We start from the raw sequence: 25,041 nt of genomic DNA, 5'->3' as shown, positions 1-25,041 counted from the left end.
GCGGCCTCCTTATGCCCGGAATATCAGTTCCCGGTAGATGTCAATCACAAACCAGTACATCTGCATGATCATACTGTAAGCCAGCGTGCCCAGGAAGACGATGATGCCCATCGCCACGACACTAAGGACCATCGTCAGCACGGTCTTGGCCGCCGTATACTGATGCACCGTCATGATGCCGACGAATAACAAGAACAGAAACCAGATGACGGCAATCGAATTCAGCAGATAATAAAATGCCGTTTCTTCGGCAGCCATGAACCGGCTCAAGAATGTCGTCGGCAAGTAGATCAGAATGAGCGGCGCCATCGCATAGGCCGAAGCCATCACGATCTCCTTGAAATTGCCTTCTCCCTCCATCAACGTCGTGATCGACCAGTTCGCGATGCACCAGAGGAAGAACGGCAGTACGATATATTGCAGATCGTTAAGACTGTTCAGATACCGCGGATCATTGAAGTTCACCAAGAACCCCGCGTATTGCTTCTGCAGGATCATCGTGATCACGACGAGGAACAGCACGGACAGCGCTACCCTCATCTTGCCTTTCGCTTCGTATTTCATGTCCCAGAATCCGTCGAACGGACGCAGGATGACATGAAGCGGAAACTTAATAAAGTCCTGCTTCACGGCGCTCAGCCCTCCTCGTTCTCCCTCTCTTCGTCAGCCGGAATGCCGCCAGCGCGGCTACGGCCGCCATCAGCACGGTTAGGAAGGTGCCGAAATACTCTTTCATTACCTCTCTGCGGTATCGCTTGTAAGCGACCGAATAATACTTCCGCTGCATGCCGAGCTTGAAATATTCCAGTGCCTCCTTGTTCTTCTTCTCCATCAGCATCGCTTTGCCGATCCCGATATAGGCAATGTCGTAGTTGGCGTTCATGCGAAGCGCCTCCTTCCACATCTTCACCGATTCGGCATCGTTGCCGTTATACTGAAGCCTTACCGCCTGATGGACGCTTCTGCCGAACGCGGTCGGCTTGAACACGGCTATGCTGTTCTTGCCGCGGTCCAGCACGGCGAGCTTATCCCCCACTCGTTCAACGGCGACAGGGGTCTTAAAGGTGCCGAGCTGCGTGCCTTTGCCGCCGAAAACGTACAACAGCTCGCCCTCGTCGTTGTACGTGAATAGCCGGCCTCGGAACGAATCGAGCACGGTATACATGCCGTCGCCGAGCACCTTGATGTCCACGAGCTTCGAAGGCCCGGCATTGTTGCCGAAAATCCGGTAACGCACATCGCCGACTACGGGATGGCGGCCGAACCGCTTCAACACGTCCTGGCCGGAAGGGTTGAGCCGTTTTACCGGCTTTTGGGTCTCCAGATCGATGTTGGTCGAATAGACGAAGCCCTTTTGGTCGATATCGACGCTCACGAACTCGGTCGGAATATACAACCGCATCTGGCGCTTCTGCGCATCCGTTGCCACGAGCCTCCACATTTTATCCCACAGATTCTGCGTCAGATTGATGGTTCCGACATATCCGATGAACGCGCCGTTCTCGTCGAACTGCATCAGCCCTTCGAATACCCCCCGCACGACGACGAACACGCGGTTCGCCTTGTCCACCGTCACCTTCAGCGGGACGAACTTGAAATCCCGAGGCAGAATGTCGGACGCCGGGTTCTCGATGATGTTGACGAGATCCCCTTCGTTCGTCAGCACAACAATGCGTTGACGCTCGGTGTCCGCGACATAGATCCGTTTATCTTCGGTCACGAAAATGCCGCCCGGGTTGGCGAAGCCGTCCTCTTTGCCGTTGTTGTCGAAAACCGCGATCTCGCGGATGAGACGCCAATTCTTATCCAAGCTGATGATGCGGCGGTTGCCGCTGTCGAGAATATAAATCTGGCCGTCAACCGTTACATACATGTCGTTCGGATCGACGAAGTCACCGACGCCGAGATCCGCACCCGATACGGAACGGTCGGGGAGGAACGGCGCCGGAATCCGGACACCGTCCTCATAATAATTGTAGGTATAGCTGTCGTAAGGCGCGGACGCCGCAGCCGGGACGGCATCGATTGCCAGAAGGGAAACAACAGCCAATACGAGAATCGCTTTTTTCAGCAGCATCCGTCGACCCCCCTCAGTCCTTCATGCCGGAAGTGGCCATGGTTTCAATGATGCGGCTCTGCGAGAACATGAACAGGGTGATCGGCACGCTCATCAGGATCAGCGCTACCGCGGCGCCCACGCCGGCCCGGGCAATGCCGCCTTGAATGATCTGGTTTGAAGCGTAATGCAGCGTTTTGAGCTGTTCGCTGTAGATGAAGCCGTTCCCGTCCGAGCCCCAGAGCATTTGAAAAAGCAGGATGATCAGCGTCAGCCAAGCCGGCTTGACGTTAGGCATGACAATCTGCCAGAAAATCCGATATTCGCTGGCGCCGTCGATTTTGGCCGCTTCCATCAGGGCGTCGGGCATCTGCTCCATGAACTGCTTCATCAGATACAGGCCTAACGGAAATGCGAATGCGGGCACGATGACCGCCCAGTACGTGTCGATCAAACCGATCCAAGACATGATCATATAGTTCGGAATCGCGGTAACCTGCGGCGTGAACATAAGCGACAGGACAACGGTGGTGAACAGGATCGTTTTGCCCGGAAAATAATGCTTGGCAAGCGGATAAGCCGCCGCCGATGCCAGAAGGACGTGGCCCGCTATGCCCATCCCGGTAATGAATACCGTGTTGAATAGATAACGCGAGAACGGAACCCAGGAATTACCTAGCAGATTGACCAGATCGACGAAGTTGGTCATCGTGGGATTCCGGACGAAAAGCGTCGGCGGGAATAGGAATACCTCGTCCAAAGGCTTGAAGGCGGCATTGATCGCGTACACGAGAGGCAAAGCCATGAAAGCCCCCATAAGCGCGAGCAGCAGGAATAACCAGAAGCTTCCCATGAACGAACGGTTCACGCGTTTTTTGCCCCTAAGCATGAATGCGGAATTATTCATACGCTTACTCACCCACCTTCCGCAGAAGTCGTTGAACGATCAAATTCGTGCCGACCATCAACATGAACAGCACGGTCGCAATCGCGGAGGCGAAGCCCATCTCGAATCGGATCGTGCCGAAGTCGATCAGATGGGTGACGATGGTTTCCGCCGCATAGTTGACGCTCGGAAACCCGGCGAGCGCGATGGAGACATCCGCCACCGCGAATGAGGCGGTGAGCTGAATGACAGCTCCGAACATCAGCTGCGGTTTCATGGACGGGAGCGTAATATACCACAACTCCTGCCAACGGTTGTTCACGCCGTCTACCGCACCGGCTTCGTACAAGGTGCGATCGACCGTCTGCAGACCGGCGATGAAAGCCAGGAAGCCGGTGCCCAGACTGAGCCACAGTTGAACAAGAATGATGATCGGCAAAATGTACTTTTCCGTCTTGAGCCATTGAATCGGCTCCAGCATCATCCCTAAATTAATGAGGAAGCCGTTGGCGATTCCGTAACGATCGCCGGAGAAAATGATCAGCCAGATAAAGAACACGTTGCCGGAAATGGAAGGGGCATAGAAAATCAGCGTCATGAACGCCCTCATCTTCGGCCGTAAATCGTTAATGATCCAAGCAAAAACAAAACTGGCCAGATAGCTGAGCGGACCGGTTATGGCAGCGAACAACAGCGTATTCTTGATCGCGATCAGGAAAACATCGTCCTCGAGGAACAGGCGCGTGTAGTTCTGCCATCCGATGAACCGCGGAAACTCGAGCATATTGAAATACGTAAAGCCGATCAGTATAGACATGACGACCGGCAGGATGGTGAACAGCCCGAACAACAGCATGTAAGGCGCCATCAATATGTAAGAGTGTTTATGGGCCTTCATCGCCTTCTTCCTGATCGTCCACCAGGTCTCGCGCCGGACCGCCGGTTTAGCGGCCGCGGCGGGCGGCGTATGCGGCAGACTCGCGTTTGACATCCTTGCATCCTCCCTTTAGTCAGCCAGACCGAATTCTTTCCGTTTGGTGCTGATCTCGTCTTGAATATACTGGACATAATCCATCATGGCTTCTCTCGGCTGGGTCTTCGCATTAACGACGACCCTGTAGAACGCATTGAACAAATGTCGACCGGTGAAATAGCCGCCCGGCACCTCTGGAATGCCGCGCACCCACTCGAACTGGGCTTTCAGATTCCGGTAATCGCCTACCGTCCAAGGGAGGCTGTCCAATGCGTTGATGTTCGCCGTCGGATAACGGGCCGCTGCGCCCATCAAGCCTTCCATCTCACGGCCGAACTGCGTTTGCGTCTCATCGCCGGTCCACCATTTCATGAACGCCCAAGCCGCTTCTTTGTCTTCGGCGCTTTCGAGCATCAGGGTACCGCTGCCGCCGCTTGGAACCTCACGGTTGATGGCGCCATCTTTCTGCACGGTTCCCGGTACGGGAACGAATCCCCACATACCGCGGATTTCCGGCGCAAACACCGACAATTGGTTATACATTGTATAATCCGCCAGTCCGATCGGCATCTCGCCGGTCCTGAACCGGTTCGGGAAATCGAATTCCCGCTCCAGCCTGTAATCGGTATAAAACTCCGTCCACACCTTAAACGTCTCAACGCCGATCCGGGAATCCAGGTCGGATTCTTTACCCCCGTTGCGATAGAATTGCCCGCCGTTCTGCATGAGCAGCGTTGCGTACACGGAATTCGGCGGGATGTTTTCCCCCGGGTAGGACGGCTGAAGCACGAGCGGGAGCGCAAATTGCATCTGGTTCTTGTTCAGGACCGCCAGCAGGTTGGAGACGTCACCCCACGTATGCGGAATGTCCAGTCCAAGCTCCTTCAGCACGTCTTTCCGATAAAACAGCATGTTGAAGGTTTGCGTTTCTGGCAACGCATAAACGCCTTTCTGATAAGAGTAAGGAACGAAGGCGCTTTCCCTGAACCGTTTCGATACCTCTTCGAAATCCGGGAACTGCGTCAGGTCGGCCGCCGCATTCCGCATTGCATAGTTCACAGGAAGATCGTTCCCGATCTGCATCGCCACGTCCGGCCCCTGACCCGCCAGCGTGGCGGGAAGCAAAGTTTGCATCTGTGCCAGCTTCAAATTCACGTTAATGCCCGTTAGCGGCGTGAAGGTTTCGTCGATCATCGATTTCAGCGTATTTGCCTGATCCCTGCCGCTGCCGATCCAGACCGTAACGGACCGCCGGTCTTCCGCTTCTGTCACGTTGCCGATTTGGTTGTAGTCGATGACGAACGAATAAAAGAACGTTGCGATCTCATGCCATAGTTCCGCGAAGAACCCCATCCCGGCTTTCGGCAGCTTCTTGTCCGGAGACAAGACATAGATGGCGTCAATCTCCAGCGGCATCTCCCGCGCTTTCAGGATCCAGGTTCCGAGGCCTCCGGTATTGGTTTTATAGGCTGTCAGCCTTCTCGGAATCGTATCGGGATCCTTGATCATTTCATCCAGTTGGACGGACATCGTCTTCAGCAGCGCCTCGGAGTCGCTGCTTCCTCCGGATAACGCTTTCAGCTGCTTGCCTACTTCTTTCAGCCGATCGCTTTCAGCCTGGAAGGTTTCCAACAAATTCGGAATCCGCTGCTCGACACTGTAGTCACGGACCTCGTCCGGCGCGGTGCCGGTAACCATCAAAATTTTTCGATACATCGCATTCAGATTGAACAGACTGTCTTCGACCTCACGGATGAGCGGCGCGAATTCGCCGAGGCTCGTCTCCAGGCGAAGGATATGCTTACCCTTCTCCAGCTTGAACAGATAGGGCTCCTTGGCGCCCATCACGTCCATCCGGTAGCCATTCTTGAACCGGAACGCAACCTTCTCCATTTCCTTGAACGGCACCTCTCCGTCAATCGTCAATTGCCTGGTCGAATAGATGCCTCTCACGAAGTTCTGCTGTGCCTTGAAGGCGATTTTATATAAGCCCGTTTCCGGTACGTCGATTTCCCATTCGATCCATTGACCGGGGATGCGCCAGTTGTAACCCCCGATCGTATTGATGCGAACTTCCTTCGCGCTGTACGGGTAGACGGCGGGACTCGTCCGTTCATTTACCGGATACAGCGTCGGAGACGATTTCGCAATCGCGTCTTCCCCCTGAACTTCAATTAATAATCCTTCGGTTTCTTCCTGCCCCTCTGCCTGATAGCGCTTTAACGTGTCCTCATAAGAAGCGGGGTCCTTATATGGAAACAGTTTCAGATTCCGGATGATCATCGGCTCACGCTGCGAGATCAACGTCAAGGTATGCGTACCTTTTGATAGGTAGAATTGGAAAGGTTTGTCATAATAGCCCTCGAAATCCTTAAAGACTGCGGCACGCCAAGCGGGCTTCTCGACCTGCTGAGGCCGAAGGTCGTTCCCGCGATTGTCCCGCTGAATTTCGTCGTACTCGTTGTCCCAAATACGGTCGAATTGCACATAGGCCGCTTCTTCGAATGGTATGGCACCGTCGATCAATACCGTGCGTTCGATGCTTGAGCTTTTCCCTTCAATCGGGTAATAGAGCATCGAAATCGTATAGAATCCGGCTTCCGGCACTTGAAAGGTCCATTCCACCTCGCCTTGCTCCCCGGTGAGCAGGGAAGAGCCGCTCTGCCCATCGAAAGCTTGTACCGATTTGAAGCCTCTGCCTTCGACACGCGTATAATCCGTGCCTTCCAGCACGATCTCCCGTTCCGGTTGTACAGCGCTTTCATACTTCGCCACATAATCGGAGTAGGCCGGTTTGTCCTCCAGCAATTCGAATAGCCGGTCGTTGCCTGACAATGGGCCGGCCGCGTTGTCCGGTGCTGCGGACTTCCCGGCTTCCAAAGCGTACACAGGCGGCGAGGTCATCAATACCCCCGAAACCAGGCATATGCCGATCGTTGCCGATGCCCATCTCTTGAGTCTTGCTTTACTCTTCAAAGCCAGCCCCCCTATCGAATAAGCTCCATACGATCCACGATTCGGTTTCAGGCTTCATATTATCAAGCTTTTTGTTAATTGTTTAGGATCTTGTTTGATCATTATTTTCGCTGTTTATATAAGTCATTTTCACCTGAACATTATGCTTTTTGTTTTTCGCACCGTTATGATCTTCACAAACAGAAAGGGCCGCGTCCCTTTGACGCAACCCTCTCTTCCTGTCCGGAATTGCCGATTGCCGTTATGGTTTCAGCTTATCCATCGATGCCTGCGCTTGCTGCTTGTATTTCTCAACCGTGGACGATACCGATACGTTATTCACGATAATGTCCTCCATCACCGCTCCGATCGGGAAGTCCGGATAGCCTTCGTGCACATACACCATGCCTGTGCCTTGGATGTTATCGCGAATCATCTGGATATCAGCTTCCGTCGAATACTTCGATTCCATGTAATCCTGGCCTACATACTCCTCTGTCGGCGGAACGTCCTGCATCTCTTCGAAGATCTGGTAGACGACTTGCGGATCTTTTATGCCTTTCGGGATGAATTTGCCGCCCAATGCGGTATTCGCATAGGTGAAATCTTTCGTGCCCTGCGGCCCAATCGGCATCGGAACGACACCGACTTCAAAAGGCTGGTCGCCCAGCATCCACTCGTAACCGATAAACATCGCCACGTTGCCGTCTTTATACGTGTTGAACTCGTTATAATCGGTTTTGTTGCCGCCCTTGACAAATACGACGTTCTCCTCGTTGTAGAGACGATTGACAAACTCCAGCGCCTCGATCACTCTCGGATCGGAAAGACCTTCCTTCCCCGTTTCATCGTCGGCAATTTTGCCGCCATTGGAAGCTGCGAAGTTCGTTACGATGTTGCCGGTCCAGCCAGAAAATCCGTACGTATCGGTTTTACCGTCGTTGTCGGTGTCGCGGGTCGCTTGCTTGGCGATCTCGAGGAACTTGTCCCATGTCCATTCGCCGCTGTTATAGACATCCTGAAGATCAGGCAAACCAAGCTTTTTGAAAAGATCGCGGTTATAGTGAATGCCTACCGAGGACAGTCCCGGGGTATCGAAGCCGTATTCTCCTCCAGCCAGCGGAGGCAATTTAATCGTCAGCTTCTGCGCGTTATTGATGTCGTTATCCGCCGTGGTAAATTCGCTGAGCGGAAGGAGTTGGCCCTTCAGTACCGGCGCAATCGCGCTTTTGTACTCCAACTGAACAATGTCCGCAAACGGTTCGCCCGCAAGCACGGTGGTCGTGAATTTGTTCATGTATTCCTCGAAAGGCACGTTGACAAACTCAATTTTCACGTTGTATTTCTTCTCGATCTCGGCGATTTTTTCAAGCCGCGCTTTCTCGCCGGCGGTCTCACCCTTCGGTGTCATGTCCCACCAAGCCGCCATTCTGATGACGCGCCCGCCAAGATCCGCCGCCGCTTCTTCTTTCGGATCCTCCGCGGGTGCTTCGGCGTTCGTCGCAGCACCATTGTTTGCGTTTACATTTTCATTCGCGGGATTATTGCTCCCTGTGTTATTGCCGCCGCAAGCCGTAACGATCAACATGAGCGCCATCAGCACCAGCGAAAGCACTTTCATTTTTTTCATCGTCTGACCTCCAGTTCTCATTTTGCGGGCGATTGTTACCCGTTAAGCACCGTTCTGTGGGTCTGACCCCCGTCGAATTCCACGATAAAGCGTTTACGCTTCTTTACGGATGACATCACCACCAGTATTTTTGTTTTGCTCAATGACAAGCTAATATTACCATCCAAGTTCAGAAATCGTCAATCGATTTTGACTAACATTTTTATTTTATTTTTTAAATTCGTTATTATTTGTTATTTTCGTTATGTTCGTTATGTTCATCGCGGAATCGACCCACAGCAGTATCAGCGATTTCACACTTGCCTTTATAAATAAAACAAAAACCACCGGATCTTATCCGATGGCCGGCGGTCGTTGATCGGGATGCTATTGTGTTGATCCCGTGAGCTGAAAAGAATGCTGTTCACGCATGACGATATCGCCGTAAATCAGCTTTTTCTCCACGCTCGACTCCTTGTTTGCGATTCGCCAGAGCATTTGATCGACGGCCCTCATGCCGAGCAGCTCCTTGTTGACGTTCACCGTGGCCAGAATCGGCAGCGTATCGAATGTATTGTCAAAGCCCGTAACGGCACACCGCTCCGGGATCATTATGCCTCTTTTCTGCAGCGTTTCAATCGTGACGGCCGCATTAATATCGTTCGCGCAGACCAGCACTTCCGGCAATTGTTTTTCGGCGATATCCGCCATTACGACATGGACTTCCCTCACCGGCGGGCCGATAAGCTCTGCTATCGGCTGATACGAAATCCCGAATTGCTCCAGTGTCGATTTGAACGCGAGCCAGCGCTCGTAGAAGCTTTGTGCGTCCCCGATATCGCCGACGAATTGAAAGTCTTTATAGCCTTTGCTGACGAGCTTGGTGACCAATTCCTTCATGCATGTGAAATTATCCGTAAAGACGGTATCGCAATGGAAAGCCGGATCCTGATGATCCACCATGACCACCGGAATATTGAGCCGATTGATGTCGAGCAGAATCGCCGTCGAAATCGTACCGACCGTAATGATTCCCTGAATCGCGTCCGGATTAAGCAGCGAGAATACATGATCGCTTGAAGGTTCCGTCAGGGTCAGAATATCCATGCCTCGCTGGTTCAAGCGGGCGGAGATTCCGTCGAACACCGGCCCCCAATAGACCGACTCGTTGTTCTGGTACCGGATATTCGGAAACAATACGACGACGGTACCCGACACTTTTTTGCCGCTGTATTCGTTCAGTTCGTTGGTGAAGCTTTTGGGTTCGTTCTTGAAATACCCGAGCTGTCCGGCCGCACGAAGAATCATTTCCCGCGTTTGCGCGCTGACGCCCGATTTTCCGGATAACGCCCTCGAAACAGCAAATTTGGACACACCCGCCAAATCGGCTATTTCCTGTACGGTTACTTTGCCCCTCATCGCCATCATCCTAGTCCCCCTGTAATCTCCAAGCAGCGACGGGCAGGTAAAATGCTGCAATTGCGTTGCCGCGCCGTCTGCCACAAGCTGCTCCTATCTGATCAAGCCTATTTCATCTTACATGTATCGCCATCCATTGTTATTTTACAACATAACGTTAGGTAAATGAAATACTTTTTTGTTAGCATAGACTCTGAATGATTTCTGCCTTGACAGTAGACCAGAATACCAGTGCAGTATTATATCGACTTTTTCCCGGTAAATGGATAGATCGCGAAAATCAGCACGCATGAAGAGGAGGTGCCCGAAAAGAGATTAATGGCTTAATGTCCAAAAAACATGGCAAAAACCCTTTCCAAGGTTTTTTGCCATGTCCATGTCAGTGTCATTTGGAATACCGGATATTCAGCTGTTGCTTTGCGGCGAACGCGGATCGAGCTGCATGAATTCGATCGGAAAACCGTCAGGATCCTTGGTCCAGCATGGATAGTTATAATCCTTGCCGCGCATAGGCTCGATATCGAGTTTGAAGCCATGCCGCTTGAGGCGATCGGCCGTTGTAAAGATATCGTCCACCTCGAAGCAAATGTGGGTGGAGCCCGCGTTTCTCGGGTGCTGGACATACTCGCGCCGGCCGCCATAGAACAATTCGATGAATTGTCCGTCCGCTACCTTCAAATAAACGATCCAGGGCTTATCGTTATCGTCGTGAATCTCGAAGGCTTTGGTCAGCCCCGCGATGTCGCAGTAAAAGTGCAGCGATTTTCCCATATCCGTAACACGGATGGCGTTATGGGCAATACCTTTGATCATAGGCATTCTCCTCTGAACGAGTTTTGACTGCGGTCTTCATATGGGCATTGCTTTGCCGAAATAATCGACAAACCGGAAACGGCTCTCCGGAACGATTCGCCGTTCGATCTGGTCGACGATGCCGCGGGCGCTGCTGCGCGGATCGGTCGGCGCATTCTCGCCGCCCATATCCGTCTTCATCCAGCCGGGGTGAATGCTCAGCACCTGAATGCCCCGGTCTTTCACATAAGCCAGCAGCTGCTGTGAGAACATATTAAGCGCGGTTTTGGAGATCGCGTACGGATAATCGTCCGGATAGGCATTCGTGATGCTGCCCGCTTCGGAGGAAATATTGATCACCGCGCCATCCTTCTCCGTTAACAGCGGCAGAAAATGCTTGACCACCCTCATCGGACCATAGAGATTAATCTCAAATGTCCTCGCCACATCATCCATATTAAGGTCCTCAATATGCGTGTTGCGGGCTGTTAGGATCGCCGCGTTATTGACGATCGCCCCAAGCGTCCTACCCTCCCGCTTCATCCGGGAGGCCAGCGCGGACAGTCCCGCCTCGTCCGTCACATCCAATTCCGCAACGGCAAGCCGCTCTCCATGCGCGGCGGCAAGTGCCGACAGCTTCTGATTCGCTTCGCCGGGATTGCGCACACCCGCGACCACGGCATGGCCGCGCTCCAGCGCTTCGGCGGCAATCTCATAGCCCAGCCCGCGATTGGCGCCTGTTATGAGCAGATTCAATAGGTTTCCTCCTTTGTCGGCGGGGGACAGCTTAAGCGTCAGCCAGGATCAATCCCGTTCGGACCGATCTCCTGAAGCTTTTTTAGTCGTTTTCAAGCAGCTCGACCAGCACCTTCAGCGCTTGGAAGGTATCGATATAGGCATACCGGCCGCCGGTATATTCGCCTTTCTGCTGCAGCGGGAACCCTTTGCTCTCCAGCAGCGTAACCTTCTCCTTCATGCCCTCAATCACGAACGCAATATGGTGCGGCCCTTCGCCATGCTCGTTCAGATAATCGCGCCACGTGCTAGGATACCGGTCCGGCTCAATCAGCTCCAACTGCAGTGAACCCATATCAAAAAATGCGAGCTTCGCCCGGGCTTCGCTGGGAGCGCCGTTATATTCGGTTTGCGCCTTGTCGACCGTATCGGTGATCATCGCTTCCGGCTTGGCGACACCGAAGAAATCGGCGTATGCCTGGCTTACCTTGTCGATATCGTTGACGAGAATCCCGATTTGCGTGATGACGTTATTGCCCAACAGACCTGCCATAGTTGATAACATCCTTTCGGCTTATAGTGTTTATCGTTAATCGTTGTTGCCCCAGCGGTCGGAAACCTTGAACAGAATCAGCGTGAAGGTCAGCGCGATGAGCAGCAGTACCCAGGCCATGGCGGAAGCGTAGCCCATCTTCGCATATTGGAAGGCATTTTGGTACAGGTACAAAGAGTAGAACATGGTTGCCCCGTCCGGTCCGCCCTGTGTGATGATGAAAGACTCCGCGAACGATTGGAACGTGCCGATGATTCCGGTGATGACATTGAACAATATGACCGGACGCAGCATGGGCAGTGTGACGGATAAAATTTTTTGCAGCGAATTCGCGCCGTCGATCGACGCCGCTTCGTACAGCGATTCCGGTATGCCCTGCAGTCCCGCGAGGTAGATGATAATCGATCCGCCGGCACCCCATAATCCCATGAGAATAAAAGCCGGCTTGGCCCACGCCGGACTGGAGAACCAGCCGGGACCGTCGATATCGATCCAGCCGAGCAGTGTGTTCACGATACCGGAATCCGGCTGCAGCACCCATACCCATAGAATCGACAGGATGACGAGCGGAACCAGCGTCGGCAGGAAGAAAACGACCCGGAAGAAAGCCATGCCTTTAACTTTCTTGTTGTTGAGAAGAATCGAGATGAACACGGTACAGGCCGTAATGACCGTGAGGCCGACAAAAACCATGTACAGGGTGTTCTTCAATACTTTATAAAACAGGTCATCACCGGTAAAGAGCGTGTTATAGTTCTCCAGTCCGACAAACACCGGCGGATTGATGATGTCGTAGTCGGTCAGCGAATAATAAAACGAGCTTGCAAGCGGGTAAGCCGTGAACAACAGGAATCCGACAATCCAAGGGGAAATAAAGAGCACGCCGGTCCGTATATTTTTTCTCATCTGCGCACCCCCTAACCTTTGATCCCCGAGAAGGCGATCCCTTGGATGAAATATTTCTGGAGGACAAAAAAGATCATCAATACCGGCAGTGTCATGCTCACGCCTACCGCCATAAGCAGCGGCCAGCGGGGATCATTCACCGACATGATCTGCTGGATGCCGAGCGACAGCGTATAAAGCTTGTTATCGCTCAGAAACACAAGCGGCCCGATGAAATCGCCCCAGGAGCCGATGAAGGAGAAGATCATGACCGTTGTGATGACCGGCAGCGATAACGGCAGAATCATCTGCCAGTAAATGCGAAACTCGCTTGCCCCATCGACCTTTGCGGATTGGGACAGCTCCTTGGGTATGCCTTGGAAAAATTGGCGCAACAGAAAGATAAAGAACGGGTTTCCGAAAAACACGGGAACAATGAGCGGAAGAAACGTTCCGATCCAGCCCAGCTTCTGGAACATGATGAAAAGCGGAATCATCGTAACCTGGAACGGCAGCATCATCGTCGCGAGCACCAGAACGAATGCGCCGTCCCGGCCCTTCCACTCCACCCGCGAGAAACCGTAGGCAATCAACGTATTGGATAAAACGGCGCCTATAATGCCGAATCCTGCAATCGTCAGTGTGTTGCGCAAATAGAGCAGAAACGGAAATTCACTGAAGGCTGTCGTAAAATTGGTCCATTGCGGCTTGCTCGGAAGCCAGACCGGCGGATTGGCGAACAACTCGCTGCTGCTCTTGAGCGAGCCGGACACCAGCCACAGGAAAGGGATGATAAAAGCCAGCGCCGTCAAGCCGAGGATGATGTAAACGGCGGCAAGCTCCAATCGTTCCATCAGCTTCTTGGACCGCACCCTCGAGGGAGCCGCCGGCATGACCTGCACGGTTGAAGGAGAACTTCTCAAACCAATTCACCACCTCATAACGATTGACTGACCGGATACGCCATACCGATTCGTTGGCCGCGACAGGACGAGTCTTCTTCGTCACAGGCTCAGTCCTGCCGCGGACGGTTCAGGCACGATTATTTCTTTTTGTCCAGCGCCGTTTGAAGCTTCTTCTCCGCATCCTCGAGCAGCAGCTTCGGATCTTTGTTGTTATAGATGACGTTATCGCGCAGCAGCTTCAATTCATTGGACATTTCCTTGGCAACCGGAGTAAGCGCAGGGTGTCCGGAGTTCGGCGACGCTGCGACCTCACGTACGACTTTGTATACGGGATCGTTCTCTTTATTCCATTTGATCGCATCGCTTGGCTTCGTGTAGATGGAGATGGACCGCCAGGTGTTGATGTTGTCAGCCAGAATCTCCGGCTGGCCGGCAAACATGATGAATTTCATCGCATTCCGCGGATTTTTCGCGCCTTTCGGAATCATGAACACGTTGGTGCCGAACGTCGTGGCTTTCTCGCGTCCGCCTACCGGGAACGGAATGGCCGCTACACGGTACTCCAGGTCCGGCGCGTAAATTTTCAGCGCGTTGGCGAACCAGTTGCCGTTCACGGTCATGGCCACTTTACCCGTGAAGAAAGGGTGATCCGGCGAGAATGCGCCGCCGAAGCCGGACGTGAACGATTTGATTTTCTCCGGATTGTATTTTCGGGCATACTTGTTCATCCAGTTGTACAAATTGGCCAGGCTGTCGTCATTCAGCTTGACGGCGCCGGTCGCTTCATCGATGAAATTAGCGCCGAAGATCCATCCCCACAGAAACGCGTCGTCGCCGGCATCGATCCACGGAATGAAGCCCAAGCGGTCGATGCTGCTGCCGTTCACCTTCGCCAGCTTCTCCGCTGCAGCGTCCAGCTCTTCAATTGTTTTCGGCGGATTATCCGGGTCCAGTCCCGCTTCCTCGAACATTTTCACATTATAGTAAAGCAGGTTTACGTTGGAATCTTGGGGGTACAGGTACGTGGTGTCCTTATATTTCATCAGCGGCAGGAAAGAAGACAGAACGTCGGACTCTTGGAAGTCCAGTGCGGCGAGGTACTCGTCCAGCGGCTCGAGCGCCCCCTGCGCCGCCAAGGAGTAAGCGCTTGCATATTCGGAAGAGATAACCACATCGGGTGGATTCTTGCCCGAAATGGCAGATACAAGCTTACCGTTCGTCAGGCCGCCGTCCGGCGGAACATATGTGGCATTGATCTTATAGCCCGGGTTCTTCTTTCCGAATTCCTCCATCCGCCATTTGTCCCATTTCTCCGAATCGCCGCCCCAAGGATACCAGTAATTGATTTCGCCGCCTTGGTCCTCTGCCGCCACAGCGTCGGCCGAAGCGTTCTCCGAATTGCCGCCGCCGGCACTTTGATCGGAGCCGCTCGAGCAGGCCGTAATCACCAGCGTTAGGGAAAGCATCATGCCGACTAATGCCGTCCATCCTTTTTTCACGGAAAATCCCCCTTGATAAAAGTAATAGTCAGTTGCGGTGCGCAACATACGACTTTCACCCTTCCCGGAACCCGACGCGAACTACATAGAAATTCCCCCTTCCACGATTAAATGAACGCGCGTTTATACAAGTCAATTAATCATTGATTGCGGAGCAATCCACTTCGTAAGCAAGGAAGTTTTTATCGCCGATCGAGAAAGTGTGACTTTGCTGCTTCGCGCAAAACTCTTATACTTTCTGATACAGTATAAAAATTTTTTTCCTTTACACTCTTCGGCACGATTCCCGAATCACAAGACAGCAATCCAGCGTGATTTCTCTTATATCGGAACTCGGCTTTTCGATTTTGGCGATCAGGATCGTGGTGAGCTGCTTGAGCATGTCGCTGAAATCGACCCGGATCGTCGTGAGGGCGGGATGGTGCTTCTCACTGAGCGCATGATCGTCAAAGCCGATGACGGATATGTGTTCAGGCACCTGCAATCCGTGTTCCTTCAACGCCCGGATCGCACCGAACGCTACGCTGTCGTTGGCGGCTATGATCGCCGTAGGCCGTTCTCCTTGTATACGAAGAAAAGTATGAATCGCCTCATACCCGCTTTCTTCATGAAAGCTGCCCTCCAGCACCCAGTCTCGATTGACTTGCAAACCGCACAATTGCATCGCTTTCAGGAAGCCCTCGTATTTCGTCGGGCCGGATAAGCGGTTCATATCCCCGTTGATCACGCCGATCCTCGTATGGCCGAGTCCCGCCAGATAAGCGACAGCTTGCTTCATACCGGAATCGTTGTTGAAATTGGCGACAATCCGGTTGGATTGCGGAATCTCCGGATGTTCCTGATCCACTACGCCGACGATGAAGCCTTCGGCAACGAGCTCCTCGATGAACGGCTCATGATTGGCAGCGCCGATGAAGATGCCTCCGTCAATCCGTCGCTGGAAAAAAATCTCCTTTACATTCTTGACCGTTTCGGTATCCTTCGCGTCCCGGATGATATGGGTCAGCACGTAGTAACCGCAAGCGGAGGCATGTTCAATTACACTTACGATCAGCATGTTCGTCAGAATATCGCTGGATACATGTCCCGGCGCAATCAGGAACAGGCCGATCGTACGCGCCCGTTTCCCTGCAAGCACCTGAGCGGAAACATTGGGGAAGTAGTTATACTGCTGGATGACTTTCATGACTTTCTCACGCGTTTCATTCGGAACGTTGGCGTAATTGTTGATGACTCTGCTGACTGTGCTTCTGGATACGCCGGCCAGGCGGGCTACTTCGATGCTGTTGATATCTGCCTTTTTCAATTGTCGTCAACCTCTTTCGTGAACACGCGTTTATTGTCTCATCATACACAATGCCCAAAATCGCTGTCAATCCTTTTTAAACCATGAAGAAAATAAAAATTTCCCGCAGTCCGATTCCTGGACATGCAACCTACTCTTGTATAAACGCGCGTTTATGATATACTTGGCGCATCATCATTTTTCCTGCTGACCAGATACAATTCACCCAAAGGAAGGGATTTCGATGCGACTTGGAGGCCAGGTGTTCGTAGAAGACAAAAATCCGGAGAGCTGGGCAAACGCTCTTAAACAAGCGGGGTTTCGCGCGACGACCTGCCCAATTAACGGGGATGACGATCTCGGCGAGCTCGACGACTACCTGAAGGCGGCGGCAGAGCATGATATTCTGATCTCCGAGGTCGGCGCGTGGAGCAACCCGATCAGCCAGAACGAGGAAACAAGGCGCGTCGCGATCGCCTATTGCATCAAACGGCTGGAGCTGGCTGAACGGATAGCTGCCCAATGCTGCGTGAATATTGCCGGTTCCCGCGGCGAGCAATGGGATGGTCCCGATCCGGACAATTTTACCGATGAGACGTTTGAGCTGATCGTGGACACGACACGCGCAATTATCGATGCTGTCAAACCGGAACGCACCGTATTCGCATTGGAGATGATGCCGTGGGTGTTCCCTGATTCGGCCGACTCCTATCTGTCTCTGATCAAAGCCATCGACCGCAAAGGCTTCGGCGTCCACTTCGATCCCGTCAATATCGTCAGCAGCCCTCGCACTTATTACCGGAACGGTGCGATGATACGGGACTTTTTTGCGAAGCTTGGGCCTTATATCCGTAATTGCCACGCCAAGGACATTCTGCTGCGGAGTCATTTAACGGTTCATCTGGACGAGGTTATACCGGGCCGGGGCATGCTGGATTACCGGACATTCCTGACGGAGCTGAACAAGCTGCATCCGGATACCACGCTGATTATCGAGCATCTGTCGACGAATGACGAGTACCGGCAAGCAGCGGATTACATCCGCAAGACCGCTTCGGAGCTCAACATCCCCTTGTGAAGATGATCCCGCATCGATCCGCACGTCCTGATATTTATTTACGCCGTACATCCAGAATCGGTACCCCAGCCAATAACATAATGGGTCAAACGGCGGGGACGAGCCACATGGACCATCCGGGCAGCAATGAAGTTTCGTTGGATAGGAGAAACGCCGCGGGATAAACATTAATGAACGCGAGCGTCACTCCAACCGTTAGCAGAATGCCCCGATCATCGACATGATGCCTGCCTGAATCATCGCCCCGCAAGTACTGAAAAGACAGCAACTTCTACGAAAATTTTTCTAAATCCAGCCTAATGCCATATCCGCCGTGCCGAACCATCATGTGTTCTTCTTTGTTAGGTTACTATTATCTAATCGTTATTTGTATCAATAAAAATTTTATCCATACCTACTTAGTTTTCACCTTGTTATTTCGTAAATGCGGCGTATATAATAGGTTTGTAATCATTTATATGCACTTTGTTATTATAATTAAACTAAATCAAACAAACAGTCTGGCCCATCGTTACGGAGTTCGCCTGATGGACGATTTCAAGCAAGTCATTGCACAAGCCCGATAGGATAAGGAGCTGAACTTCTTGCCGCACACTTGCCAAATTCATCTGAATCAATTAGGTTATTCGCCGGACTTAGCGAAAGTGTTTACCTCCGATGCCGCGGGCAGATTCGAGGTCGTGAACAGCGTCTCCGGCGAAACGGTTTATTCCGGGAGCACCTCCCCGCTTCACCCTGACCATTCAAGCGGTATGCCGGTCGCACGCGGCGACTTTTCGGCTGTCCGGTCGCCGGGCAGCTACATTATCCGTCTGACGGATGCCGGTGTGCAGTCCCCCGTGTTTCCAATCGACGGCCGCCCCTATCAGGCAATCAAAAACGCGCTCTTAAAAAGCTTTTACTACCAGCGGTGCGGCGTCGAGCTGGAATCGGCGTATGCCGGCCCATGGTCGCACAAGGCTTGCCACCTTTCGGATGCTTATGTTCACGGAAAGCCGGAGGAGCGATATTCGCAGACGGGTGGCTGGCATGATGCGGGCGACTACGGAAAATATACGGTGGCCGCGGCGAAAGCCGTCGCCGATGTCATGCTCGCTTACGAATGGTTCCCTTCCGCTTTACGGGAGCCGGTCGGGATCCCCGATCCGGAGATTCGTATGCCGGACGTGCTAGCCGAGGTCCGTTTCGAACTCCTGTTCCTGCTGAAAATGCAGCGCAAGGACGGCGCCGTTTATCACAAGGTGACGACCGCGGAGTTTCCGGCCTTGGACTGTATGCCGGAATCCGACACCGCAGACTTGATCTTTTCGCCGATATCCCATACTTCCACGGCAGCATTCGCCGCGGTTATGGCCATGGCTGCCCGGATCTATCGCGATATGGATGCTTCCATGGCGGAAAACTATGGCCGGGCCGCGAAATCCGCCTGGAAATGGCTCACGGAGAACCACTCCGGCGCAGGCTTTAAAAATCCGTCTGATATTAAAACAGGCGAATATGGGGATGACTGCCGGCTGGATGAAGAGTATTGGGCGGCCGCCGAGCTGTACAGGTGGACCAGGGAGCCGCAGTACTTGGCTGCGGCCCAAGAGCTTGCCGGCAGCGAAGCTTTTTCTCTCTGCGAGTTAGGCTGGGCGGACACGGGCGGTTATGGCACGTTGTGCCTGTTGTCCATGGAAGCCGGCGATCTGCCGGCACCGCTTCGCTCACAGCTGTTGAATGCGTGGGCAGCCGAAGCCGATTCGTGCGTGGGGAGAAGTGCTGCGGACGGGTTCGGGGTGGCCTTGCTTCCGGATGAATACATATGGGGAAGCAACATGCTGGTCATGAACAGAGCGATGCTGTTGATCACCGCTTCCAGACTGACCGGACGAACGCCGTTTGCAAGCGCGGCGCTCGACCAGTGGCATTACCTGCTCGGCCGCAACACGTTGGGCTATTGCTACGTGACCGGTTTTGGCGCCAAACCGGTAATGAATCCTCATCACCGGCCTTCTGCAGGCGACGGCATACCGGAACCGGTTCCGGGCATGGTTGCGGGCGGACCGAATTCCTCCATACAGGATGAAGCCGCCGCTTCCCTGCTCAGGGGACAGCCCCCGGCCGCCTGCTTTATCGATCATAAAGACAGCTACTCCACGAACGAGATGACGATATATTGGAATTCTCCGGCGGTATTCGTGGCCGCGTTCGCCGATCTGAGCTAAGATCGATGATTTTGCAATCTTGAATAGGGAGCTCGATAAAATAGTAATCGTGAGGAGCCGATGTGTGATATGAATGAGCGAAAACTGCCGTTGAACGACTGGCGTTTACGGGCGCCGGAGGCGACGGAATGGCTGCCGGCCAGGGTTCCCGGATGCGTGCATACCGACTTGCTTCGTAACGGCAAAATGAAGGATCCGTTTTACGGCACCAATGAAAAAGAGCTGCAGTGGATCGACAAACAAGATTGGGATTACGAAACGATGTTTGACGTCCCGGCCGATGTGCTCGCCGAATCCGGACTGGAACTCGTATTTGAAGGCTTGGATACATATGCCGACGTTGATCTGAACGATCATCGTTTGTTCTCTGCGGACAATATGTTCCGCACCTGGACGGCGGACGTTAAGCCGTTCCTCCTTGAAAGCGGAAACAAGCTCGCCATTCGCTTCCGTTCTCCAATCCGGGAAGGGCTTGACAAGCTGCAGCGGCACGGCTTTGGCCTCCCGGCCCCCAATGACGACTCGGAAACCGGCGGAGTGGGGGACAAGAAGTTAAGCATGTTCTCCCGCAAAGCTCCCTACCATTATGGCTGGGACTGGGGTCCGCGCTTCGTCACGAGCGGCATCTGGAGACCGGTCTATTTGCGAAGCCGGTCAGGCTTGACGATCCGCGATATGTTTATCCGACAGGATCGGGTTTCGCCGGTGTCGGCGCAAATTGCCGCAGTTCTCGAAATTGAAACGGAAGCGCCGTGGGAAGGCAATTTGAGCCTGAGCAGCGGGAGCCATCGATGGGAGACACCTGTCATCCTACACGCCGGCATCCAAACCGTATCGCTCCCCGCCGAGATCCCAGCCCCTTCCCTGTGGTGGTGCCGAGGCTACGGCGAACCCGTCATGCATGCGTTCAAGGCGGCCTTTACCCAAGCAGGCATTATTGCGGCGGAGAAAACCGTCAGGGCAGGGCTTCGGGATATCAAGCTTGTGCGCAATCCCGACACGCACGGCACCTCGTTTTATTTTGAGCTAAACGGAGTTCCCGTCTTCGCCAAAGGGGCCAACCATGTCCCCGGAGACAGCTTCGCAACGGAAATGACGGATGAACGTTACCGGCACGAAATCGCGACGGCCGTAGAGTCCAATTTCAATATGCTGCGCGTATGGGGCGGCGGCATTTATGAACAGGATATTTTTTACGAATTATGCGATGAATATGGTATGCTCGTGTGGCAGGATTTCATATTCGCCTGCAGCATGTATCCCGGGGACGAGGCTTTTGTGGAAAATGTCCGGCGGGAAGCGGAGGACAACGTCCGTCGTCTGCGCAACCACCCCTGCATCGCACTGTGGTGCGGGAACAACGAGATCGACGGCGCCTGGGCGCAATATACGGAAGACGCCGGATGGGGCTGGAAAAAGCTCTATACCGCCGAACAGCGCGGCAAAATCTGGGCCGATTATGAAGCCGTGTTTCACAAGACGCTGCCGGAGGTAGTGGAGCGGCTCATCCCTGGTGCCGACTATTGGCCATCTTCGCCGATGCAGGCGTTGACAGGCGATCATACGCAGCATGCGACGACGAATTCGACGAGCGGCGATATTCACTTCTGGTCGGTATGGCACGCTTCCGAGCCTTTCGAGAACTACAACCTGAATATCGGGCGCTTTATGAGCGAATACGGGTTCCAGTCGTTCCCCGAATACCGTACCGTCCGCACTTATGCGGCGGAAACGGAGATGGAGCTGGAGTCCGAGGTCATGCTCCATCACCAACGGCACAAAAGCGGAAACCGACTCATCAAGGAGTACTCGGATATCTACTGCAAAGAACCGAAGGATTTTCCCTCGTTTCTGTACATGAGTCAAGTTTTGCAGGCTGAGGCCATGAAGATGGCCATTGAAGCACACCGTCGCCGCAAGAACTATTGCATGGGCACGCTGTATTGGCAGATCAATGACTGCTGGCCAGTCGCTTCCTGGTCCAGCATGGACTATTACGGCCGGTGGAAAGCGGTTCAGTACTACGCGCGCAAAAGCTGCAAAGACGTTCTTCTTTCTATTGCGGAATCGGAAGGGGAAACGGGTTTCCATCTCATTTCGGACCTGCTCTCTCCGCTTGAAGGCAGCTTGTCCGTCCGGCTTCTCGATTTTCAGGGCCGTCTGCTGAAAGAAACCTCCCAGCCGGTGTCTATGGAAGCCAATACGGCCGAGCGGGTATTTGCGATCCCGACACAGGAGTGGATCGGCGGCGAAACGGCGGAAAGCCTGGTGCTGGTCGCGGAATTCTCCGTTATGTCCGGTGAAATATTGGATCGGACCGAGTATTATTTCGTCCCGGCCAAGCAGCTGGCGCTGGAGGAGCCTCACATCACGGTCACGGAGAATGCCGGAGCCGCAGGCCCCTCCTTTACGTTCACCGCTTCCCGCCTCGCCAAGCAGGTTTACCTGGAGACTGAAACGGAAGGCATTTTCAGCGAGAACTTTTTTGATTTGGTGCCGGGCCTTCCCACAACCGTCACCTTCCGCAAACGCGACGACGGCGCCATCCCGTTCGTCCCGGCCGCTCCCGTCGGGCTTTCCGTCCGGTCCATGTTTGATTTCATCAAACGTTAATTCCATTATAAGTACGAGAAAACCTCCCCGTGACCGGGGAGGTTTTCTGTGTCTGGGCTTCTCTTAGTAGCCGAGAGCCTTGCGGGAATCCGCCCATTTTTTGTTCAACTTGTCGTATTCCGCCTGCAGATCTTTGGCTACGATCAGCGATTGCGTCGTTTTGCCTACATAGAGATCGATTGCCGCTTTGTTCGCGATCTCGTTAAATCTCGGATCGGTGGCTTCGTCCTCCAGGAACGTCGGGTTGAACGACTTGAATTCGGCCAACTGCGGCACCTGCGGCTCGATGGTTTTGTCGACCGGCATGAATCCGGACTGATCGACGTAACCGGACTCCTTCACAAAAAATTCAACCCATGCAATCGCCAGCTCCTTGTTCTTGCTGTCCTTGCTCACGCCGATGAAATAGTCCGGTCCGAGCGGAGCATTATATTGGCCGCTGTTGTCATAAGGCAGCGGAAAAAATCCGATATCGTCCGGATTGGCGCCTGCGCCGATGACTTGCGGGATGACCCAATTGCCCAGGAAATACATCGCAGCTTTACCGGAAGCCACCTCGCCCTTGGACATTTCCCAGTTATTCGTCGCCAAATCCTTTTCTACCCAGCCCTTCTGAACGAAAGTTCGGGCAATGTTGATCATCGTGCCCCATGGACCGTCAACCTTGAACGGAGCATCGTCGGTGACCAGTTTGTCGAACCATTTCATGTCACCGGCAACATATTTCACGGAGCCTTCCGCCCAGTTGCCAATCGGCCATTGTGCGCCATAGTTCATATAAAGAGGAATAATGCCCGCGTCCTTCAGCTTTTGTGCGGCTGCATAAAGCTCATCCAGCGTCGTCGGCACCTTGTTGACGCCCGCTTTGGCGAAGGCCTGCTTGTTATAAACGATGCCTTGCGTGTTTACGCCGGTCGCAATCGCATAACGCTTGCCATCAACCGCTCTGTAGTCCGCAAAATATACATTTTCGAACATCGAGTCGGGCAGCGGCTCATAATAATTCGGCATTTCGTTCAAAGCCAGGCTTGCGTCAACCATGTTCACATCCCCGGCTTCGCCCGTGGTCAAGCGGACTTTGATGTCGGCCGCATAGTTGGTTAAGGCTTCAAACTCGATTTCGGCATTCGGATATTTTTCCTTAAAATTCTCTACATACTTGTCCATCGTGCCGTCATTTACATAATCCGTCCGGTGGGTCAAAACTTTGATTTTACCGCCTACTTCGGCTGAAGCTCCGGAGCTTGTCCCGTCGGATTCGGGCTGGGAAGCCGGAGAGGAAGCGTTCCCATTGGCGTTGCCGCCGCAAGCGGCAAGAAGAGACATGGCCAACATGAGCACAAGAACTGCTAGAGCATTTTTCTTCATTTCATTCTACCCCCAAAATCTGATTTTCGCGTACCGGTCGAGTTTCAAACCCGCATTGGTATCGCTTACATCGTTCATTATATCTGTTTTGTTTCTAATGAAAATGCTTTAAATTTGTTTTTATTGTCACCTAATATGATAATAATAAAATAAATTTAGGTTACAAAAATTTTTTGGGGGGTGGGGGGGGTTAGCCGCCGCCTGCCCCGGTGTCGATGAAGCCGTCCTGCGGATTGATTTCCGGATTCAGATCATAGCGCCAGTGAAGCGGAGCATGCCCGCTCGTCAATACCGGATGCTCGTGCCGGTCGTATTGCCCGTTTCCGCCCGCCACGCGGGGATTGGGGCGGTTCAACAGCTGCTTGTGATCGGCCGCCAGTCGCTTCAGCCGGTTCATAAAATCGCTCATGATTTCGCTGTCTCGCGTACGCCGGATGGGGCACACCTTCCCTGGATACCTGCCAATGCCATTCTCCATGCTCATGATCGATGATGAATCGCTTCGTAAACGCCCAGCTCTTGCGGGCAGCCTGCCAATAGTGCTCATCGCCGGACAATTGATAGGCGTTCAGGAACCCCACCATCGCCTCCGCTTGCGGCCACCAGTCCTTCGTGTCGTCCAGGCGTCCCTGTCCGTCCGACTCATTCAACACGCCGCCGTCGGCATCCACGCCTTCCGACAAGGTGGCTTCCGCCATCGCAAGCGCCTCCTTGCGGACAATGTCGAGCCGCACCCGATCCCCCAACACCTCGGCCGCTTCGCACAAAAGCCAGCTGCCCTCAATATCATGCCCATACGAGACATGCCCGGACTGCGAATGCCAGGTATCGTCGAAAAACAACTGAAAGTGATGATTGTCGGCGTTGACGATATGCTCCAGATGTACGTCGATCAACTCCGCCAGCTTGGCGCGAAGCCCTTTCGGCTGCCAAACCCGATACAGATTCGTATACGCCTCCAGCACATGCAGATGAGTGTTCATCGATTTTCTTTCGTTCAAGTCCTTGCCGCTGAGGGACAGGTCATCGGTCTCCGACCAATCCCTCGCCAGCGCTTCTACGTAACCGAGGTGAATCGGGTCATAAGCATGCTTTTCAAGCAAACGGTAAATGCCGATCGCCCACTTCAGCGCTTTTGCGCAACGCGGCCCATCTGCCCTGACATATTCGGCAAGCGCATAAATCACGAATGCTTGGCCGTACACCTGCTTCTTGTTCTGAGA

Annotated in this window: 18 protein-coding genes and 2 pseudogenes; 3 read left to right on the top strand and 17 right to left on the bottom strand. The window is 53.4% G+C overall.

What is annotated here, in order from left to right; translation table 11 throughout:
* Positions 1-9 precede the first annotated feature (9 nt).
* The 14 genes from BG52_RS09805 to BG52_RS09740 all read right to left on the bottom strand — a co-directional run bounded on the left by BG52_RS09805 (position 10) and on the right by BG52_RS09740 (position 16,573).
* Positions 10-630 (bottom strand): Yip1 family protein, encoded by a 621-nt coding sequence (locus BG52_RS09805; protein WP_036584487.1) that lies wholly within the window; start codon positions 628-630, stop codon positions 10-12.
* Positions 611-2,077 carry an NHL repeat-containing protein gene (locus BG52_RS09800; protein WP_036584490.1) on the bottom strand — a complete coding sequence of 489 codons (1,467 nt, stop codon included), beginning with the start codon at positions 2,075-2,077 and terminating at the stop codon, positions 611-613. Before BG52_RS09800 ends, BG52_RS09805 begins: the two co-directional genes overlap by 20 nt.
* Before the next feature lie 13 nt (positions 2,078-2,090).
* The gene (locus BG52_RS09795) at positions 2,091-2,963 is read right to left on the bottom strand and encodes a carbohydrate ABC transporter permease (protein WP_036584493.1); all 873 of its coding nucleotides are present in this window, start codon (positions 2,961-2,963) and stop codon (positions 2,091-2,093) included.
* A 4-nt stretch (positions 2,964-2,967) separates the two neighbouring features.
* Positions 2,968-3,840, bottom strand: coding sequence for a carbohydrate ABC transporter permease (locus BG52_RS09790; RefSeq protein ID WP_397310202.1), 873 nt, complete (start codon positions 3,838-3,840; stop codon positions 2,968-2,970).
* Positions 3,841-3,948: 108 nt separating this feature from the next.
* Positions 3,949-6,891, bottom strand: a complete 2,943-nt coding sequence (locus tag BG52_RS09785) for an extracellular solute-binding protein (RefSeq protein WP_036584497.1) — start codon at positions 6,889-6,891, stop codon at positions 3,949-3,951.
* 241 nt (positions 6,892-7,132) lie between these two features.
* A complete protein-coding gene (locus BG52_RS09780) occupies positions 7,133-8,500 on the bottom strand; it encodes an ABC transporter substrate-binding protein (protein WP_036584500.1) in 1,368 nt (455 codons plus the stop codon).
* Positions 8,501-8,866: 366 nt separating this feature from the next.
* Positions 8,867-9,898, bottom strand: a complete 1,032-nt coding sequence (locus tag BG52_RS09775) for a LacI family DNA-binding transcriptional regulator (RefSeq protein WP_036584581.1) — start codon at positions 9,896-9,898, stop codon at positions 8,867-8,869.
* Between the two features lie 405 nt (positions 9,899-10,303).
* Positions 10,304-10,711, bottom strand: coding sequence for a VOC family protein (locus BG52_RS09770; RefSeq protein ID WP_036584502.1), 408 nt, complete (start codon positions 10,709-10,711; stop codon positions 10,304-10,306).
* Positions 10,712-10,747: 36 nt separating this feature from the next.
* On the bottom strand, positions 10,748-11,446 hold the full coding sequence (locus BG52_RS09765; RefSeq protein WP_036584504.1) for an SDR family oxidoreductase: 699 nt from the start codon (positions 11,444-11,446) through the stop codon (positions 10,748-10,750).
* An 82-nt stretch (positions 11,447-11,528) separates the two neighbouring features.
* Complete coding sequence (locus BG52_RS09760; RefSeq protein ID WP_036584507.1) at positions 11,529-11,978, bottom strand: VOC family protein; 450 nt, start codon at positions 11,976-11,978, stop codon at positions 11,529-11,531.
* 36 nt (positions 11,979-12,014) lie between these two features.
* Positions 12,015-12,884 (bottom strand): carbohydrate ABC transporter permease, encoded by an 870-nt coding sequence (locus BG52_RS09755; RefSeq protein ID WP_036584509.1) that lies wholly within the window; start codon positions 12,882-12,884, stop codon positions 12,015-12,017.
* Between the two features lie 11 nt (positions 12,885-12,895).
* Positions 12,896-13,786: a carbohydrate ABC transporter permease gene (locus tag BG52_RS09750; RefSeq protein ID WP_223298975.1), complete on the bottom strand. Its 891-nt coding sequence runs from the start codon at positions 13,784-13,786 to the stop codon at positions 12,896-12,898.
* A 119-nt stretch (positions 13,787-13,905) separates the two neighbouring features.
* A complete protein-coding gene (locus tag BG52_RS09745) occupies positions 13,906-15,267 on the bottom strand; it encodes an ABC transporter substrate-binding protein (RefSeq protein WP_223298974.1) in 1,362 nt (453 codons plus the stop codon).
* A gap of 265 nt (positions 15,268-15,532) precedes the next feature.
* Positions 15,533-16,573 carry a LacI family DNA-binding transcriptional regulator gene (locus BG52_RS09740; RefSeq protein ID WP_081793737.1) on the bottom strand — a complete coding sequence of 347 codons (1,041 nt, stop codon included), beginning with the start codon at positions 16,571-16,573 and terminating at the stop codon, positions 15,533-15,535.
* Positions 16,574-16,796: 223 nt separating this feature from the next.
* On the opposite strand from BG52_RS09740, the gene BG52_RS09735 reads away from it, so the two are divergent.
* The 3 genes from BG52_RS09735 to BG52_RS09725 all read left to right on the top strand — a co-directional run bounded on the left by BG52_RS09735 (position 16,797) and on the right by BG52_RS09725 (position 22,450).
* Complete coding sequence (locus BG52_RS09735) at positions 16,797-17,630, top strand: sugar phosphate isomerase/epimerase family protein (protein WP_036584511.1); 834 nt, start codon at positions 16,797-16,799, stop codon at positions 17,628-17,630.
* A 584-nt stretch (positions 17,631-18,214) separates the two neighbouring features.
* Positions 18,215-19,837: a glycoside hydrolase family 9 protein gene (locus BG52_RS09730; protein WP_223298973.1), complete on the top strand. Its 1,623-nt coding sequence runs from the start codon at positions 18,215-18,217 to the stop codon at positions 19,835-19,837.
* Positions 19,838-19,906: 69 nt separating this feature from the next.
* The gene (locus BG52_RS09725) at positions 19,907-22,450 is read left to right on the top strand and encodes a beta-mannosidase (protein ID WP_036584516.1); all 2,544 of its coding nucleotides are present in this window, start codon (positions 19,907-19,909) and stop codon (positions 22,448-22,450) included.
* Positions 22,451-22,513: 63 nt separating this feature from the next.
* On the opposite strand, the gene BG52_RS09720 is transcribed toward BG52_RS09725, so the two are convergent.
* The 3 genes and pseudogenes from BG52_RS09720 to BG52_RS09715 form a co-directional block, all read right to left on the bottom strand.
* Positions 22,514-23,818: an ABC transporter substrate-binding protein gene (locus BG52_RS09720; protein ID WP_036584517.1), complete on the bottom strand. Its 1,305-nt coding sequence runs from the start codon at positions 23,816-23,818 to the stop codon at positions 22,514-22,516.
* A gap of 229 nt (positions 23,819-24,047) precedes the next feature.
* A pseudogene (locus BG52_RS16795) lies at positions 24,048-24,227 on the bottom strand (glycosidase); the annotation flags it as partial.
* A gap of 40 nt (positions 24,228-24,267) precedes the next feature.
* A pseudogene (locus BG52_RS09715) lies at positions 24,268-25,023 on the bottom strand (AGE family epimerase/isomerase); the annotation flags it as partial.
* Positions 25,024-25,041: the final 18 nt, after the last annotated feature.

The organism is Paenibacillus darwinianus, from assembly GCF_000598065.1.
Classification (GTDB): domain Bacteria; phylum Bacillota; class Bacilli; order Paenibacillales; family Paenibacillaceae; genus Paenibacillus_I; species Paenibacillus_I darwinianus.
The sequence above is the reverse complement of the archived record's forward strand: the minus strand, read 5'-3'. Positions and strand labels throughout refer to the sequence as shown.

What these genes read in the sequence shown, in the direction of transcription:
- BG52_RS09800 (WP_036584490.1), bottom strand. Translation starts at nt 2,077, where the DNA reads ATGCTGCTGAAAAAAGCGATTCTCGTATTGGCTGTTGTTTCCCTTCTG.
- BG52_RS09795 (WP_036584493.1), bottom strand. Translation starts at nt 2,963, where the DNA reads ATGAATAATTCCGCATTCATGCTTAGGGGCAAAAAACGCGTGAACCGT.
- BG52_RS09790 (WP_397310202.1), bottom strand. Translation starts at nt 3,840, where the DNA reads ATGAAGGCCCATAAACACTCTTACATATTGATGGCGCCTTACATGCTG.
- BG52_RS09780 (WP_036584500.1), bottom strand. Translation starts at nt 8,500, where the DNA reads ATGAAAAAAATGAAAGTGCTTTCGCTGGTGCTGATGGCGCTCATGTTG.
- BG52_RS09775 (WP_036584581.1), bottom strand. Translation starts at nt 9,898, where the DNA reads ATGAGGGGCAAAGTAACCGTACAGGAAATAGCCGATTTGGCGGGTGTG.
- BG52_RS09770 (WP_036584502.1), bottom strand. Translation starts at nt 10,711, where the DNA reads ATGATCAAAGGTATTGCCCATAACGCCATCCGTGTTACGGATATGGGA.
- BG52_RS09760 (WP_036584507.1), bottom strand. Translation starts at nt 11,978, where the DNA reads ATGGCAGGTCTGTTGGGCAATAACGTCATCACGCAAATCGGGATTCTC.
- BG52_RS09755 (WP_036584509.1), bottom strand. Translation starts at nt 12,884, where the DNA reads ATGAGAAAAAATATACGGACCGGCGTGCTCTTTATTTCCCCTTGGATT.
- BG52_RS09735 (WP_036584511.1), top strand. Translation starts at nt 16,797, where the DNA reads ATGCGACTTGGAGGCCAGGTGTTCGTAGAAGACAAAAATCCGGAGAGC.
- BG52_RS09725 (WP_036584516.1), top strand. Translation starts at nt 19,907, where the DNA reads ATGAATGAGCGAAAACTGCCGTTGAACGACTGGCGTTTACGGGCGCCG.
- BG52_RS09720 (WP_036584517.1), bottom strand. Translation starts at nt 23,818, where the DNA reads ATGAAGAAAAATGCTCTAGCAGTTCTTGTGCTCATGTTGGCCATGTCT.